At 62.8% G+C, this 15,571-nt stretch carries 15 protein-coding genes; 4 read left to right on the forward strand and 11 right to left on the reverse strand.

What is annotated here, in order from left to right:
• Together NH448_RS11905 and tssI are read right to left on the reverse strand one after the other, a co-directional pair.
• Window positions 1-703: hypothetical protein (locus NH448_RS11905; RefSeq protein ID WP_253028793.1), on the reverse strand; the 703-nt coding region annotated here is incomplete at its 3' end.
• A 107-nt stretch (window positions 704-810) separates the two neighbouring features.
• Complete coding sequence (tssI, locus tag NH448_RS11910; RefSeq protein WP_253028794.1) at window positions 811-4,035, reverse strand: type VI secretion system Vgr family protein; 3,225 nt, start codon at window positions 4,033-4,035, stop codon at window positions 811-813.
• Between tssI and NH448_RS11915 the strand changes: the two genes are divergently transcribed.
• Window positions 4,034-4,411 (forward strand): hypothetical protein, encoded by a 378-nt coding sequence (locus NH448_RS11915; RefSeq protein ID WP_253028795.1) that lies wholly within the window; start codon window positions 4,034-4,036, stop codon window positions 4,409-4,411. The genes tssI and NH448_RS11915 overlap by 2 nt on opposite strands.
• Window positions 4,412-4,428: 17 nt before the next feature.
• Here NH448_RS11915 and NH448_RS11920 read toward each other — a convergent pair whose 3' ends face one another.
• Entirely contained in the window at window positions 4,429-5,463 is a 1,035-nt protein-coding gene (locus NH448_RS11920) for a DNA-binding protein (protein ID WP_181248715.1), read from the reverse strand.
• A gap of 1,338 nt (window positions 5,464-6,801) precedes the next feature.
• Here NH448_RS11920 and NH448_RS11925 point away from each other — a divergent pair.
• Window positions 6,802-8,010 (forward strand): site-specific integrase, encoded by a 1,209-nt coding sequence (locus NH448_RS11925; protein WP_253028796.1) that lies wholly within the window; start codon window positions 6,802-6,804, stop codon window positions 8,008-8,010.
• A 74-nt stretch (window positions 8,011-8,084) separates the two neighbouring features.
• Here the strand turns inward: NH448_RS11925 and NH448_RS11930 are convergent, their stop codons facing one another.
• Together NH448_RS11930 and NH448_RS11935 are read right to left on the reverse strand one after the other, a co-directional pair.
• Window positions 8,085-8,243 (reverse strand): hypothetical protein, encoded by a 159-nt coding sequence (locus tag NH448_RS11930; protein WP_156088610.1) that lies wholly within the window; start codon window positions 8,241-8,243, stop codon window positions 8,085-8,087.
• Window positions 8,243-8,665: a hypothetical protein gene (locus tag NH448_RS11935; RefSeq protein WP_253028797.1), complete on the reverse strand. Its 423-nt coding sequence runs from the start codon at window positions 8,663-8,665 to the stop codon at window positions 8,243-8,245. Before NH448_RS11935 ends, NH448_RS11930 begins: the two co-directional genes overlap by 1 nt.
• A gap of 178 nt (window positions 8,666-8,843) precedes the next feature.
• On the opposite strand from NH448_RS11935, the gene NH448_RS11940 reads away from it, so the two are divergent.
• The gene (locus NH448_RS11940) at window positions 8,844-9,269 is read left to right on the forward strand and encodes a SufE family protein (RefSeq protein WP_045992080.1); all 426 of its coding nucleotides are present in this window, start codon (window positions 8,844-8,846) and stop codon (window positions 9,267-9,269) included.
• 34 nt (window positions 9,270-9,303) lie between these two features.
• On the opposite strand, the gene yidD is transcribed toward NH448_RS11940, so the two are convergent.
• The 6 genes from yidD to NH448_RS11970 form a co-directional block, all read right to left on the reverse strand.
• Entirely contained in the window at window positions 9,304-9,603 is a 300-nt protein-coding gene (gene yidD / locus NH448_RS11945; protein ID WP_197037158.1) for a membrane protein insertion efficiency factor YidD, read from the reverse strand.
• Window positions 9,604-9,703: 100 nt separating this feature from the next.
• Entirely contained in the window at window positions 9,704-10,147 is a 444-nt protein-coding gene (hisI, locus tag NH448_RS11950; protein WP_045992079.1) for a phosphoribosyl-AMP cyclohydrolase, read from the reverse strand.
• Window positions 10,148-10,152: 5 nt separating this feature from the next.
• On the reverse strand, window positions 10,153-10,671 hold the full coding sequence (locus NH448_RS11955; RefSeq protein WP_045992078.1) for a transcriptional repressor: 519 nt from the start codon (window positions 10,669-10,671) through the stop codon (window positions 10,153-10,155).
• A 72-nt stretch (window positions 10,672-10,743) separates the two neighbouring features.
• Window positions 10,744-11,724, reverse strand: a complete 981-nt coding sequence (locus NH448_RS11960; RefSeq protein WP_045992077.1) for an alpha-L-glutamate ligase-like protein — start codon at window positions 11,722-11,724, stop codon at window positions 10,744-10,746.
• Window positions 11,725-11,727: 3 nt separating this feature from the next.
• The gene (locus NH448_RS11965) at window positions 11,728-13,242 is read right to left on the reverse strand and encodes an inactive transglutaminase family protein (RefSeq protein WP_108447945.1); all 1,515 of its coding nucleotides are present in this window, start codon (window positions 13,240-13,242) and stop codon (window positions 11,728-11,730) included.
• A gap of 61 nt (window positions 13,243-13,303) precedes the next feature.
• Entirely contained in the window at window positions 13,304-14,155 is an 852-nt protein-coding gene (locus NH448_RS11970) for an ATP-dependent zinc protease (RefSeq protein WP_253028798.1), read from the reverse strand.
• Window positions 14,156-14,605: 450 nt separating this feature from the next.
• On the opposite strand from NH448_RS11970, the gene NH448_RS11975 reads away from it, so the two are divergent.
• Entirely contained in the window at window positions 14,606-15,289 is a 684-nt protein-coding gene (locus tag NH448_RS11975) for a type 1 glutamine amidotransferase domain-containing protein (RefSeq protein WP_045992074.1), read from the forward strand.
• Window positions 15,290-15,571: the final 282 nt, after the last annotated feature.

Genomic DNA, 15,571 nt, shown 5'->3' on the forward strand with positions numbered 1-15,571 from the left:
GACGGTCGTCACCAAAGGCCTCGAGCAGGCGGTCAAAGGCAATGAATACGACACGCTTGCCTTTCTCGAGAAGGTTCCACCACTCGGGGTTCTCGTCGATCAGTTTGAGCTGTGTGGCGGCATCGACCGGATTGTTGATGAACTCGGTGAGTTTGCCGACGATGGTGTCAATTTCGCGCACCAACTTCGGTTTCTGTTCCTCGAGCTTGGAGTCGAGTTCTGCCAGAAAATCCATCGCCGCACCGCCGGCCATGTTGAGCAGGATATCTGCGGCGATATCGACGCCTTCACCGCGGGCAAAGGCCTGTATGCCTTCGCGGGTACCCACGCGGATAGGGCGGGAGGCGTTGCCAAAGGCGGGCACCAGACCGATGGCGTCGATCACCAGCACCGCCCAGAGCCAGACGTTCTGGTAGTTCGGCGTGCCGTCTGCGTCGTTGCCATCGAGGTCAACCACGTCGCGGGCGACGTCGCCGATGGCCATGACGTTACCGACCACCGGCAGCATGTAGGCGGCCTGGACGACCACGTCGAGTACCGTGACGGAATCTTCCTCCACGTCCATCATGATCACGGCTTCCGGGGTCTCGCCTTCGCTGTAGGGCTCGGCGGTGACCACCCGGCGATGGTTGAGTGCCTCTTTCAGAGGATCGTGGTCCAAACCTGGAATGACGTGGTTGCCCCAGCTTCTTCTCGCGGCCATGCTAAGTTTCCTTCCTTATGTCCCCACAAGAGGGCGCCATCCCTGATGCATTCAGTGAGGTATTGACCGCTACCCACCGAGCCCCTTGGCGATATTGGCCTGTCGACTCAGGAGCGTTTCTTCGGTGATCCACCCGGCCAGCCTGGCGACGTCAGGTCGGTGTCCTGAGCGTGAGGGGTATCCTTGAGGTCGCCGAATGTCGGACTGGTGGGGACGTCACCCTTCCAACCGGGTGATGACAGCTCGGTATTGCCAAGCCCTGGGAGCTGCTCCTGAAGCTTCTCCTGCGCGATCTTTTCGAGTTGTGTCCTGGCTTGCTGACCGACACGCCCCGGAAGATCGCTCGGGATGTCACCTGGGATGGTTGGCAGCGGAGGCCCCTTGGGCCAACCTGGCGACGATAGACCCGCGCCGGAAGTGCTTGGCATTCTTCCGGACGTTCCGCCGGCCCAGCCAGGAGACTGGAGGAGGCTGGGCGCTGGTTGGCTGGTCGACCCCAGGCCACCGGCGCTGCCCGGTACGGCGGCCTGGGTATCGCCGGACGCCGTGGCATACGTTGGCTTGATCGGCACCTTGACGGGCCATGCCTGGGGCCGTTTGTCGATTTCTCGCGGGTCCTGGAAGTACTCGACCTGGACTCCCCCCAGAGGCAGCCCAGGCAGCGTTGCCTTGCCGGCGGCGTCCAGCACCCCTTGGCGTACCGAGCCATCGGCGAGGAAAGCGCGATAGCGGGCGCCGGGCACCGGCCGACCGTTGCCATAGAGGTGTTCAAGATCCAGGTTGGAGGGTTCGGTTTCTGGAAGGTTGTCCAGCGGATAACTCAGACTCGTGGGCCCGCCAAACAGGTGCTGGCTGCCCTTGACGTCGATAGTGCCGGGGGCGTGAATTTCGATGTCGCCACCCTTGAGTCGGATATAGCCGCCGCCGCAGGTCAGCAGCACTTCCTCGGCAGCGGCAATGTGCACGGCGTCTTCGGTGGAGGTGATGCTGAGCTTTTTCTCTGCTGTCAGCGCCATCTCGTCGCTCTGGGCCTGCACCTCGACCTTGCCCTGGGCGGCGAACAGCTTGATCCCGGCACGCTGGACGAACAGCGACAGTCGGTCGGCGATGCTGGCGACCAGGCGTTTGCCGGCGGCCAGGTTGATGTCCTCGCTTGCGGTGACGCTCAGCGACTTGCCCTGGGCCAGGTGGGTGGACTGGGGGGTGCTGATGGCGATGCCCGCCGGGGAGGCCAATTGCAGCCAGGGCTCCTTGAGTCGCGCGGCCTCGCCACGCCCACCTTTGCTTGCCGTTGTCACACTGCTGCCGTCGAAGGCTGTGGCAGAGTCGGCACTACCGTGGCGCTCCTGGGCGTCGTCGCTGGCCTTGTGCAGGTCGGTGCGGCTGGCAAGCGCCTCGGCGTCGTGGTCGACAGCGCTGTCGCTGAGGCTGTCGGCAAGCTGCCAGGCGCTTTGTAGCTCGCGCCAGGCGGGGCGCATGTCGAGCTGCTCACCGTTGGCACCAAGCTGTCCCCAGCTGCTGACCAACAGGCCCTGGTTGGCGCGCACGGCGCCGTAGGCGTCGGTGCGCAGCTCGAAGCCGGTGCCGCGAAAGTCGCCGCGGGTATTGCCGTGCTGGTGGATCAGATAGCCGAGGTTCAACTGGCTCTTGGCGTGCTCGGAGTTGAGCCGCACCCGCTCCTGGTCGGTGGCGTCATCGAACACCAGCTCGTTGTACTTGCCGCCGCGATAGGTCTTCGACTTGAAGCCCGACAGCAGGCCGTTGGAATGCCATTCCGGACGTTCATCGCCGTTGTAGACCCGACCGGTGATCAAGGGGCGATCCGGGTCGCCCTCGAGGAAGTCAACGATCACCTCCTGGCCGATGCGCGGGACAAAGACCGCGCCCCAGCCGGCGCTGGCGTTGGGCTCGCTGACCCTCAGCCAGCAGCTCGAGCCAGCGTCGTGGTGACCCAGCCTGTCCCAGTGAAACTGCACCTTGACCCGGTTGAGCCCGTCGGTGTGGATTTCCTCGCCTTCCGGCCCCACCACGGTGGCGGTCTGGGGGCCACCCATCACTGGGCGCGGATGGTCGAGGCTCGAGCGATAGGGCAGGCACAGGCGCTGGGTCTCGATGTCGACCAGATAGTGACCGGTGCCGGCGCGCTGGTAATCGTCACGGTGGAGGCTGGAGTCTTTATCAGAAAGACCCAGCCCGTGGGCGCGACGCGCCTGATCGAGCTGTTCCTGCAAGCTGCCGGGCAGGGTCGACAGATGCGCCGATACCGGCAGGGCATTCTCGGCATGCACGCTGAGGCCCAGCACCAGGAACTCGCGCTCGCTGTCGTCGCCGCGCTCATGTTGGCCATGCTGGGTCAGGGTGAAGTGGCCGCCTACCTGAAGCTGGCGGGCGCCACCGGCGCCATGGAAGCGCTTGGCGCGGGACTCCAGGGCTTCCAGACGATTGACCGCCAGTCGCTCACCGCGACGGTGGTCCGGGTAGTAGTACTCGCCGGGATAATCGTAGACCTCGGTGTCCGGCAGGTGGCCCTGGTCGCGGATGGTGTCCTGGGCGATGTCGCTGGGGTGGCGAGGCTGCTTGTAGTTGAAGGTGGCGAGGCTTACGCGGGTGGGCTGCTGCTGACGGCGCCCACCCCACTGAGTCAGTGCGTCCTCGGCCTCAGTGGCGGCCTGGCGATGGAAGCGGATGGCCTGGGGGGTTACCGCTGGGCAGGTATCTACGCTGTCGGTGATCACCAGGCAGTGATCGCCTTCGCCATGGCTGAAATAGAAAAACAGTCCTTCTTGTTCCATCAGCCGGTTGACGAAGTGGAAGTCGCTCTCTCGGTACTGCACGCAGTAGCTGCGCGCGGGGTAGTCGCGACGAAGATCAAAGCGGTAGCGCCCCTTGGCGATCTCGTGGCCCTGGAACACCACCTCGATCACCTCGGTGACGGTCTTGTCCTGGAAGATGCGGCTGTCACGACCGAGGCTCAACAGGGATAGCCAGGGCACCAGCACCAGTTGGTAGTAGTAGACGCCACCGTCTTCGCCGAGCAGGGCGGCGGTGTCGACCAGGCCTGAGAGCGGACGGTAGCCGCCGTCGGCCTGGCGGATCTCGATCAATGCCGGCTGCGCGATCAGCGACTTGAGCTCGATGTCGCCACGCTGGGAGATCACGTCGAGGGTGTAGCAGAAGGGGCGCGAAATGGCCTCTTCACCGACCAGGCGATGGGGGATCAGCGATTGCCCGGCCAGATGAAACTTGAGCAGGCGCTGATCCTGACTCAGTGTGACGTCAAAAGCACCCAGCAGGTCGCTTGGGCGATACGAGGACCAGGAGGGGTCGTCCATGCTCAGCACCCTCCTGCCAAACGTGCCCACTCGGTGGGCGCCGATGGAAGACGCAGTGATGCGCGCAAATGATGGGGAGCAGATGGCATGGCGGTTCCTCCCTGAACGATTCCGTCAGTCCGAATCTGGAGGATCTTACCGGCGGGACGGGGCCCGGGCAGCAGGGGAAAGGCGTTTTCAGAAAGGGCTTACGCAGGAAAACGACATGTCGAGCAAGCTGTGCCTTGGCAACACCGCAAACCGGGCATTGAAGGAGGCGGTGCACGCCGCTTGGGCCCTGAATGGCGGCTTGTGGTTTGCAGTGCCGCTGCGCTGGATCCCGGGCTTGCCGTGTGAACGCCACCCTATGCAATCACACGGCAAGGCCGCTGGCTGAATCCTGGAGGCGCTGCCCTAGGGCGAAGAGGTCTGTTGTTTGGCGTTTCCGCTGGATGTGCCTTCGTTGTCATCGGGGCGTTCGCGCTGTTGTCTGGCCAGCGCCCAGATCTTCTCGTCAAGCTTGGCCTCGAGCGCCTTGAGTCGCTCTGACTGATTTGCCAGCAGGCGCCTCTGCTCTTCGATACGCTCGTTGAGCAGGTCAACCTCGTGGCCTCGAGCGCGCAGGTTCTCCTCGGCTCGCGAGCGCTCCATCTGCGTCTCGCGATGGCGCTTTTCCTCTTCTGACAGTTCGCCCCGCAGTGCCTGAAGCTGCTGCTGCAACACCTCCTGGCGCTGATCGGCCTGCTTGAGGCGCTGGGCATGAGCCTTTTCCGCACTTTGTCGTTCCTGGCGTGCTTCGTCCAGCATGGCCATCAGCCGCGCCTCGGCGGCCTCGTGGCGCTGTTCTTCCTGGGCCAGGCGCTCGCGATGCTGCTTCTGCTGGTCATCCAGCGCCTGCTGGTACTCCCTGCCTTCACGCTCCTTGTCCTGCTGCAGACGATCAAGCTGAGCTTCGAGCTGGGTGGCGCGTTCGCCTTCCTTGATGAGCTGCTGCTCCAGCGCTTGATTGGCGCTCGCCAGTCGTGCCGATTCCGAGGCCGCCTCCTGCAGGCGCTGCTCCATGGATGACAGATGGGCCGACAGGGCGCTTTCGCGCTGTTCGGCGTCCTCGGCGCGACGATCAGCGGCGGCCACCTTTTCAAGCGCGCCTTCCACGTTGCGATCGGCCTCCTGGCGATAGTGGGCCAGGTTTTCCGCCGCTGCCTCCTGGGCCTTGCTCCAGAGCTCTTCGGCCAATCCCTGAAGCTCCACGGGCATCCCCTGGGGTGGCGGAACGTCTCGTCGCTCTTCCCGGCGTGAACGCCATTCGCGCAGATGTTCGCTGATGGTGGTGAAGCTGCCGGTGCCGAGTATCTCTCGGACCTTCTGAACGCTGGGGGCTTCCTGCTGCTTGAGCAGAGTATCCACCGCTCGTTGAACGTCGTCGTAGGTGATCCCGGTACGGGCCATGAAGCTCTCCTTGTGCGGTGGTCGATTCCGCCAGCGGCTGATCATGCCTGAATGCCCCCTCGCTCGCCATGCTCCGGTTCGCTTTCTGTGACACCCGTTGGCACTGCCTTGCGGTGTCGTCACGTGAGCGGTGCTCACATTCCTGCGAACCCCTGCCTGCTCCGTGAGGGGGCGGCTGGTGCCGCCAGCCATCATTTCCATTAAGCAAAGGCGATAGTACGTGTAATTACATAAAGCGTAAATACGTAGGAATATTTATGATATGCGACAATAAATCAAGATTACGCGCCTTATCTTGAATTTATTGGCCTACAGGGGCAGACTAAAGCGATCAGCGCTCGTTGCGGATGCATGGGAGAAGTTGGCGTCGTATAGCGCGGGAAGGGCTGCTGCGAGTTGGTTGCAGCGGTAGAAGCGGCGCGCCTTCTCGTTGATGTCGAACAAGGGCGCGTAGAGGACGTCTAGGGAGAAGTTCTTCTTCGGATAATGGATGGTTTAAAATCAATGCGTTACATGGTTTCTTGCTCGCCCGGCAGGGCGGCCTTGGGTTAGGCTAGAGCAGGGAAAAACGAGACCAGGAGAGAGCGCGGGCATGGCAGCGCCAGACCGGGGAAAGCGAGAGCGGAGAATGGCTAGAGAAGAGAAGAGCTAGAGCCGAGAAGGGCCAGGCCGGGGAAAAGCGAGAGCTGAGAATGGCTAGATCAGAGAAGGGCCAGAATAGAGAGCGGCAAAAGTAGAGAAGCACGAGGGCGGGAGAGGGCGGCTGGCAGGTGAGTAGCGGTCAAGCCACCCTGACATCAAGGGTTATGCCCACGCCACTTGGCATAAGCTGCCGTTTCAAGCGCCAGAACGATCAGCGGCGAAGCCACGAACAGGAACGTCTTCAGGGATTCGAGAATATCCGGTGTCATACGTCCTCCTCAGAGGAAAACCTCTTCTTAGAATAGATTCCGAGAGCTGCACAGCCAATCCCCAGCAGCACCCCCGCGAGCGAAAGGAGTGCGGGTATCTGAGGCGTGAACAGGCCGCCCATGAGACTGAGTGCCGCGATGGTGGCACCAACCCGGTCAACGAAGTCCCCGAAGCCACGGGCAACGAAATGCTGGTTGTGACTCATGATCCATCTCGACGGCTCCCTGTCGTTCATACATCAGCATACCCGAGACCCTCAGATACCGGCGCAACCAGGCTGCGCGCTATCGCGTTCTCGCACATTGGCCGCGCGCAACCGGATGTGGCCATCGGTGTCTTGAGCGGCCAGCTGGTCAGCAGGACTTTTTATCTATTCAGCCGCGCCAAGCGACGACACGCAATGGCGCAAGCCAATGGGCAGGTCATATGAGCAAGACACCTCCGATACAGGCACAGGACGGCAGGGCGATCGTCGGCAGCACGCCGGGGGGCACCCTGGTCGAGGGCGAATTACCGTCTTCGTCGTCCCCGCAGGCCCTGATCGAGGCGGAAGATGACTGGCAGGCGGTGGCTCACTGGCTTGCCGAATACGCCGGCAGTGCGCAGACCCATCGCGCCTACCGCCGCGAGGCCGAGCGGCTGCTGCTGTGGCTTGAAGAGCGCCGCCTTTCTTTGGCCCAGATGACCCGGGGTCACCTTGATGAGTTCGAGGCCTTTCTCGCCGACCCGCGCCCCCGCGAACAGTGGATAGGCCCGGTCAGGCCGCGCCAGGATCCTCGTTGGCGACCGTTTCGTGGCCCACTGTCGCCGGCAAGTCGACGCCAGAGCCTGGTGATCCTGCAAGGCATGATGGCCTGGCTGGTGGAGGCGGGCTGGCTGTCGCGCAACCCGTTTCGATTGATGCGCGACAAGCGCAGGCGCCTCAACAATGGCCAGCGGCGTGTCGAGCGCTATCTGGAGCGTCCGCTGTGGGACTGGTTGTGGGCCTGGCTCAATGAGCCAATGGAGCCAGGTGCCGACCGACGAGCCAGATTTCTCTGGACCAGGCGGCGGCTGGTGTTCGGCTTTGCCTACCTGCTGGCCCCGCGGATCAACGAGATGAGCCAGGCGCGCATGGAGGATCTGGTGAGGCGGGAAGGGCGCTGGTGGTGGCAGGTGGTCGGCAAGGGCGGCAAGTTTGCCGAGATTCCGGTGCCGCCCGACATGATCGAGCTGGTCCGGGAGGCGCGGACGCTCTACGGCGAGCCGGCAGATCCCGCCGGAGACCCGGCGCCACTGTTGAGACGCCTGGATGGAAAGACCGCGCTGGGTGACAACCAGTTGTACCGACTGATACGCACGACCTTCAGTCAGGCCGCGGACTGCCTGGAAGAGCAGGGCGGGGATCCCCAGGCGGTGGCACGGCTACGACAGGCTACGCCGCACTGGCTCAGGCATACCGCTCTGACCCATCAGGCCCAGGCGGGCGTGGAGCTTCGTTATCTGGCGCAGTCGGCACGTCACTCACGCCTGGAGACGACGTCACGCTACCTTCACACCGAAGATGAGGAATGGCATCGCCAGCAGTCGCTGCACGGCCTTGGCCAGGCAGAAGGGGCAACATGGGGGAAAGGGATGGGGGAGAATAAGGAATGAAGAAACAGCCCCTTGGACAGGTTTCTGGCTGAGGGCTGCTAGTGGAGCCCGCCAATGGAGCCAACCAGGCAAGCCTAGTGCTCGAGGGGGCCGCGCTTTCGGGCGATATAACGATTGGCGTGCTCGGTGAGCGCCTTGACGTCGGACTTGTAGCCACGGTCGAGTCGGTAGGCAGCCACCGCCAGCGCCAAGGTGGCGCCCAGCATGATCAGCATGGCGATATGGAATGTCATCACTTGTCCCTCCAGGTGAGCAGGGCCTTGGCATAGGATGCCACGAGAGCCAGACCAAAGCCAACGAAGGCGCCCCAAAGCGGCTTGGCCGTGCTGGCCACCACCAGCGTCGCCCCCGAGCTATCCTTGTCGGCGAAGAACAGCGCAATCAGCGAAAGCGCGCCGACGGTGGTGCCCGCGCGATCGGCCAGATCCAGCAGATTGGTAAGGATGGCCGCTCGCTTGGCTCGCCGCTGGGCGGCCAGGTGAGCGATGATTTCTTCCAGCTGCTGCTGCGTCAGGCCTCGCTCGGAGGCCGGCGTGCCGGTCTTGTCGGCCCGTGACGAGCCCAGGTACTGGTCGAGCTCCTTTTCCAGTGCATCGAGTCGTCTGTCACGTGCGCGATGCGGGCCCTGTCCTTGGGGGTCTGGCGCTGCTGGCATGTCTATCTCTTTACGTAGCTTAGGCGGCGAGCGACAGCGAGTGCTCCGCTCCGTTGTCACCCGCTCAGGGCGAATTCTAGCATGACGCCTGGCCGGGTTCTCCGAACCGGGGCTGACCGGGGGAGGACGACGGCGGGGCCTGGCAGGTATAATCCTGGCAGCATTCTAGGGAGTCACCATGACCACGACGAGTACCGCAGAACAGGCCCAGCAGGAGCTGCTGGAAGAGTTTGAACTGTTCGACAACTGGATGGACCGCTATCAGTACATCATCGACATGGGCAAGGCATTGCCGGCCTTCCCCGATGAGCACAAGCGTGACGAGCTGAAGATTCAGGGCTGTCAGTCCAATGTGTGGATGCACCACGAGCGCCAGGGCGACACCCTGCACTTTGCCGCCATCTCGGACGCCGCCATCGTGTCAGGGCTGATCGCCGTGCTGATGCGCATCTACAACGATCGAAAGCCCAGCGACATCCTCGCCACCAGTCCGCATTTTCTCAAGGACCTGGGTCTCGACAAGCACCTGTCGCCGACCCGCAGCAATGGCCTCAACGCCATGCTCGAGCGCATCTATCGCGTCGCGGAGCAGGAAGCTGCCTGACGCTTGAACCCTGGGCGTCGACGAGGCGCCCGCGTCAGTCCGCTGATCTCGAGTCGCTGTCGCCGCGCACCTCAAACCGCTCGTCGAGCTCCGGATCCTGGCGGCAAAGCCTCTCGCTGGGCCCGCCAGGCACAGGATCGATGCCGCCCTTGGCGCCAGGATGGCAGCGCAGAATACGCTTGAGCGCTAGCCAACCGCCCCGTATCGGGCCGTGAACCGTTATGGCTTCGTGACTGTAGTGCGAGCAGCTTGGCCAGTAGCGACAGCGTGGGCCCAGCAATGGGCTGATGACACCCTGGTAGAGGCGAATCAGCGCCAGTAACGGCCATGCCAGCCAGCGCTTCGGTCCGCGCCCTCGGAGTGATGGCTCCTGCGCGGGGGGCGATCGATCATCGCGACCACGGCCGCTGTCAGCCCCGGCCGTCGCCGATGACTCAGGATCCCTTGGTGTAGAGCTCATCGGGATCGATCAGCGCAGCGCTGCTGATGCGGGCGCTGTCAGCCTCCAGGGACAGATAGAAACAGCTACGACGGCCGGTATGGCAGGCCGGACCGGTCTGCTCGACCTGCAGCAGCAGGGTATCGCCGTCACAGTCCAGCGACGCACTCTTGAGATGCTGCTGCTGGCCGGAAGACTCGCCCTTGCGCCACAGCTTGGCGCGGGAGCGGGAGTAGTAGCATACCCGGCCAGTGCGCAGCGTTTCCTCCAGCGCCTCCCGGTTCATCCACGCCATCATCAGCACTTCGCCGCTATCGTGCTGCTGGGCGATGGCCGGCAGCAGACCATCGCCGTTGAATCGCACATTGGCCAGCACCTCTTCGAGAGAATGACGGCTATCGCAGGGTTCGCGCTCGAGGCGTTTGAGCAGGTCGGTCATGGGGCTCAGGTGGCGTCCTTGGGGGTGGAAGAGGATGTATTGACTGGATCAGCGGTGGCGTCGGCACGCTCCTCCGCACCATCGTTGCTGCCGCCTTGGCAGGCCTGGCACAGGCCAAGCAGTTCGATGGTCTGGCGCTGTACCTGGAAGCCCAGCGTCCTGGCACGGCTTGCCAGTTGCTCGTTGATCTCGTCGAGGTGCAATTCCTCGACGCGCCCGCAGTCCCGGCAGATCAGCAACTGGAAGCGATGGGCATGCTCGGGGCAGGGGCAGGCGACGTAGGCATTGAGCGACTCGATGCGATGTACCAGCCCCTGTTCGATCAGGAACTCCAGCGCACGGTACACCGTCGGGGGGCGCGCGGCGGCGTGATCCTTGGCTAGCCGATCCAGCAGATCGTAAGCCTTGAGGCCACCGCTGGCCTCACCGATCAGTTCCAGTACACGTCGCCGGATGGGGGTGAAGCGCACGCCACGATGTGCGCAGTGAGCTTCAGCCTGTTGTAGCAGGGCGGTTTCGGTCATGGGGTCCAATATTCACGAAGCGGCAACCTAGTCTACGCGCTGGCCCGCCGGCGGGCCAGACACGCGAAACTGTCAAATGGCTTCTGCCGGGGCTTCCTGCAGCTCGCCCTGGCGGGCGAAATGGTGCTGGGCGAAGGCCACCCGCTCGGCAGCGCTGCGCTCCTCGGTCTGCGCCTCGATCAGATCGAGGCGTCGCCGCAAGCCTTCGCCATTGGCCATCTGGATCGCCAGGCCAGGGCGGGCGTTCAGCTCGAGCAACATGGGGCCGCGGTCACGATCGAGCACCATGTCGGTGCCGAGATAGCCAAGCCCGGTCATCTCGTAGCAGCCGGAGGCGAGTTCAAGAAGGGTGGTCCAGCCAGTGATCTGCAGGCTGGCCAGTTCGTGGCCGGTATCGGGATGGTCGGTGCGCGAACGATCGAACTGGACACCTCGTACGGCGCGCCCGCTGGCGATATCGATACCGACGCCCACCGCACCCTGGTGCAGGTTGGCCTTGCCGTCGGAGGCGGCGGTGGACAGCCGCATCATCGCCATCACCGGGTAGCCCTTGAACACGATGACACGGATATCCGGCACGCCTTCGTAGGTATAGGCAGCGAAGGTGGTATCGAAGTTGATCAGCCCCTCGACCAGGGCAACGTCCGGGGAGCCCCCAAGCGAATAGAGCCCCGAAAGGATATTGGAGACGTGGCGTTCGACATCCTCGATATCCAGCTCCGCGCCGCTGGGCTTGATGAAGTGCTTGCCCTCGACTCGCTCGATGACCAGGATGCCCTTGCCGCCGCTGCCCTTGGCCGGCTTGATCACAAAACCGTTGTGGCCCGCCAGCATCTCGCTGATGTGCTTGACACTAAACTGGGTCGACACCGTACCGATATGCTCCGGCGTGGTGATGCCGTATTCCTGTGCCAGCAGCTTGGTCTTGAGCTTGTCATCCACCAGCGGATACAGCTTGCGACTGTTGTAGCGACCGATGTAACGGATGTTACGCCGGTTCATGCCGATGATGCCCTTGGCCTTGAGCTTGCCGGGACTGGTCCAGTTGAGCATGGCTCAGTCCTCCGTGACCGGCTTGAAACGACGCAGTTCTAGCAGCCGGTAACCGGTGTAGTTGCCCAGCAGCAGGATCAGCGCCATCAGGATGAGCTGCAGGCCGAGGAAGTTAAAGGTGATGTGGCGAATCCACGGATTGTTCATCGCCAGATATGCCAGTACCGCGGTCAGCAGGCTGCCGCCGCCCTGGATCAGCACCTCCTTGGGGCCTTCTTCTTCCCACAGGATCGACATCCGTTCGATGGTCCAGGACAGGATGATCATCGGGAAGAAGGTGATCGTCAGGCCCGCATTGAGGCCAAAGCGATAGGACAGCACGGTGAAGATCGAGATGATCGCTATCACCGTTATTATCACCGCCGTCACCCTGGCCACCAGCAATAGATTCAAGTGTGACAGATAGCTGCGGATGACCAGACCGACGGCCACCACCAGCAGAAACCCGACCAGGCCGGTGAGCAGGGTGGTCTGGATGAAGGCCAGGGCAATCAGTACCGGCATGAAGGTACCGGACGTCTTGATGCCGATCAGCACCCGCAGCAGCACCACCACCAGCGCACCGATCGGGATCAGCAGGATCGTCTGGAACAGCGCCTGCTCCTCGAGCGGCAAGCTGTGAATCGAGAAGTTGAGCAGGGTATCGCTGTCCTCGGCGAGCTGGCTGCGCACTGCCGCCGCGGCGGGCTGATTGCGTACCAGCATGGAGAAGGAAATACGTGAATCGCGACCGCCTTCCACCTCGAGCACGGCATTGCCAGCGCTTTCCCACATCAACAGGTTGTCGGGCTTGCCCTGTTCGCCGGTGGCCGGATTGAACAGTGCGCGCTTGTCGCCGTCATAGACCTGTATCCACGAGGTCAGGCTCTGGCGCCGACGGCCGCTGTCGAGCATCAGGCCACTGACCTCACGGGCGGCAACGCCGGCCTGGTTCAACAGGCGCACGGCCAGCGGCACACGATCGAACTGGGTCAGCAGTAGCCTGGCATTTTCCCCCTGGCGGTCATCGGCGAATTCGCTCAGCAATTCACGGGCGAAGGTAAAGGCGTCGGACGAGCGTGCCCAGGCGCGGTCGATCACCTGCTGGGCGGCGGTGTCGTAGGGACGCTCCCAGGCGACATCGGTCACCGGCGGCGGCGGGGGCGGAGCAGTTGCCTTGCGGGCACCTTCGGTCACCAGTACCTGGGCGGTGTAGTAGAGGCGCTGATCGCCCACCGCCTCGCGGGTGGACCACTCGGCGCGACGTGCGCCGTTTTCCTGCAGGAACGCCAGGCCATAACCCGGCGAGGCGGTGTGCTCGGTCAGCACCCGAAAACCGGCCTGAGAGGAGGGCAGGGCCATGTCCACCTTGGCCGGCTCGCCCTGGCCATCGAAGGTGACCTGAGCCTCGATTTCCCAGACCTGGCGCTGTTCACCCGGCGTCCAGGGGACCTCGAATTCCACGTGGCGGTGAATGCTCATCGCGATGCCAACCACCATCAGCAGGGCGACGATCAGATAAAAGGGCAGTCTGGACATGGGTCTTCCTTAATCGGGAGCGAAAGGCCGACGCCCCGGGGCGTCGGCACACAGCGTTATCTCAGGGCTGTTCCTGATCATCACGATCGGCCGCTTCCTCGTCGGCGGCTTCGCTGGCCGATTCCCCTCCTGGGTATTCGGGACGGTCGTGCAGGTAGTGGCGTGCCACGTCGATGACGGCGATATCCAACAGGAAACGACGGCCAAGCAGGACGGGATAGCTCAGGTGGGTGCGGTCGTTCAGGGTGAATTCAACCTGTTCACGCAGCGGGCCGAGGGTCATCAGCAGGCTGACCACAGGGCGGCTTTCTTCACCGTTGGCCTGGACGATGGTCACCTTGCGTTCTACCGGTGCCTCGATCCATTCATCGCGCACGGCCTCGACCACCGAATCCTCTTCATTGAGGCCAAGCTTGAAGCGCACCCATTCGTCACCATCCCGTTCGAAGGTGGTGACATCGGTAGCGGACAGCGATGAGGTATTGGCCCCGGAGTCGATCCGCGCCTTGAGATAGGTGCCCACATCGGGCAAGCCAACCCACTCGCTGCGTCCCAGCAGTTCCTTGTTGTCGATACCGGACTCGGTGCTGGCCTCACACTGCGTCGTCCGAGGACCGGGCTCCGCGCTGCCGCGCTCGAGCCCGGCCAGATCCTGGCGTACGCCGCGCAGCAGGCTACCGACTTCGCGGATATCGGCGGTCATGCGGCGATCCTGCGCTGCCTGTTCACTGAGCATGTCGTGGGTCAGGTCGCAGCGTCCCGCCAGGCGCGTCTCGAGCCCTCGGATCTCGGCGTGGAATTCCGAAGGCGTGAGAGGTTCGGGGGGGGGCGGAGCGTCGACCGGTGCCAGTGCACAACCACCGAGCATCGCGGCGGCGGCCAAGGAAAGAAAACAAGTCGGTCGGAGGGGCATGACGCTAGCGTCCTTGTATCGGCATCGACAAAAATGGTGAGACTCGCAAAGATCGCTCCCGAAGAAGCCCATCGAACGAGACAAATTGAAGCGATGATAAGGAGCGACGCCAGCGCTGTCCATGCTGGGGCCGGGTTGATCACGCCTCAGGTGCTCCGCTGTACTGCTGAGAACCGCCTACAATCCCGAGCCCGCACCCCTGGAAAAGCGCTAGGGTGTCTACTGGGCGGGGCTCATGTCTACCTCATCAGAAATCGGGACAATAGACCCAAGGAGTTGCCTGAGTATTGGTGGCTACACATGTCCCTATACACGCCCCTGGGCATTCCGCTTCTACTATGCAGAACCTTTCGTGCTTTGCTGAAGCTAGCACGAGGCTGACTACAATAACGCAACAAGATAGCGACAGAGTCGACTAAAAGGTTCAACGTTCTCGTCGGAGCCCTCGCCATGGACAACAAGTTTCTTGTGGTAGTGACCAGTCACGCCAAGTATCCCAATCATGATCGAGCCACGGGTCTGTGGCTAGGTGAAGCCGTGCATTTCATCGATCATGTCGAACAGGCTGGCTGGACCTGCGACATCGCAAGCCCCAAGGGGGGCTATACGCCCATCGATCCCCACAGTCTGGCGGCCGCCGAGCCGATTGACTGGGACTACTATCAGAACAAGGACTTCATGAACCGCCTGGGTACGACGCTGGCCCTGGACGAGGTCAACGCAGCGGACTATCGGGCAATCTATCTGGCGGGCGGGCATGGAGTCATCTGGGACTTTCCGGGCAACGAGACGCTCCAACGCCTGTGTCGGGACACCTACAAGGCAGATGGTATCGTATCCTCTGTGTGTCACGGTGCCGTGGGCTTGCTCAATGTGACCCGGGATGATGGGGAATACCTGATCAAGGGCATGAAGGTGACCGGCTTCTCCAATCACGAGGAGCACCTGGCCAAGCTCGACGACATCGTGCCGTTTCTTACCGAAACGGAGCTTGTCGAGCGTGGCGGACTCTATTTGAAGGCGGATCGCGCCTGGGAGCCATTCGCCGTAGTCGATGAGCGGCTGGTCACCGGGCAAAATCCAGCCTCGGGCCGACGCGTGGCCGAACTGGTGCTGGAAGCGTTGGGCGACTGATCACCGTCGGTCAGCAAGATCTTTTCTATCCGGACATCACCATGGCAGCCAGACATCGTCAGGGAAGACGCAAGCTCCAAAGGGGAGGCAGCAGAGCATCAGAGGCTTGTCTGGGAGAACCGGCAAACACCTCATTTAACATAATATAGATTATGCGAACCATGGGTCATGAAAGCTTGTGAAGGCTGATAACAGCCTCTTGTCACCAGAACCCCGCATCAATCGCTGTCCTTATCTACCTCGAACTTACCTCGAACTCGGCGGTAGCTTCCCACCGAGCCC

It is taken from the genome of Halomonas sp. OfavH-34-E (assembly GCF_024124525.1).
In the GTDB taxonomy this organism is placed as follows: Bacteria; Pseudomonadota; Gammaproteobacteria; order Pseudomonadales; family Halomonadaceae; genus Halomonas; species Halomonas litopenaei.

Coding starts and splice junctions, on each gene's coding strand:
- NH448_RS11925 (WP_253028796.1), top strand. CDS start 6,802: ATGAGCAAGACACCTCCGATACAGGCACAGGACGGCAGGGCGATCGTC.
- NH448_RS11960 (WP_045992077.1), bottom strand. CDS start 11,724: ATGCTCAACTGGACCAGTCCCGGCAAGCTCAAGGCCAAGGGCATCATC.
- NH448_RS11930 (WP_156088610.1), bottom strand. CDS start 8,243: ATGACATTCCATATCGCCATGCTGATCATGCTGGGCGCCACCTTGGCG.
- NH448_RS11955 (WP_045992078.1), bottom strand. CDS start 10,671: ATGACCGAAACCGCCCTGCTACAACAGGCTGAAGCTCACTGCGCACAT.
- NH448_RS11970 (WP_253028798.1), bottom strand. CDS start 14,155: ATGCCCCTCCGACCGACTTGTTTTCTTTCCTTGGCCGCCGCCGCGATG.
- hisI (WP_045992079.1), bottom strand. CDS start 10,147: ATGACCGACCTGCTCAAACGCCTCGAGCGCGAACCCTGCGATAGCCGT.
- NH448_RS11935 (WP_253028797.1), bottom strand. CDS start 8,665: ATGCCAGCAGCGCCAGACCCCCAAGGACAGGGCCCGCATCGCGCACGT.
- NH448_RS11940 (WP_045992080.1), top strand. CDS start 8,844: ATGACCACGACGAGTACCGCAGAACAGGCCCAGCAGGAGCTGCTGGAA.
- NH448_RS11915 (WP_253028795.1), top strand. CDS start 4,034: ATGCTCAGCACCCTCCTGCCAAACGTGCCCACTCGGTGGGCGCCGATG.
- tssI (WP_253028794.1), bottom strand. CDS start 4,035: ATGGACGACCCCTCCTGGTCCTCGTATCGCCCAAGCGACCTGCTGGGT.
- NH448_RS11975 (WP_045992074.1), top strand. CDS start 14,606: ATGGACAACAAGTTTCTTGTGGTAGTGACCAGTCACGCCAAGTATCCC.
- NH448_RS11965 (WP_108447945.1), bottom strand. CDS start 13,242: ATGTCCAGACTGCCCTTTTATCTGATCGTCGCCCTGCTGATGGTGGTT.
- NH448_RS11920 (WP_181248715.1), bottom strand. CDS start 5,463: ATGGCCCGTACCGGGATCACCTACGACGACGTTCAACGAGCGGTGGAT.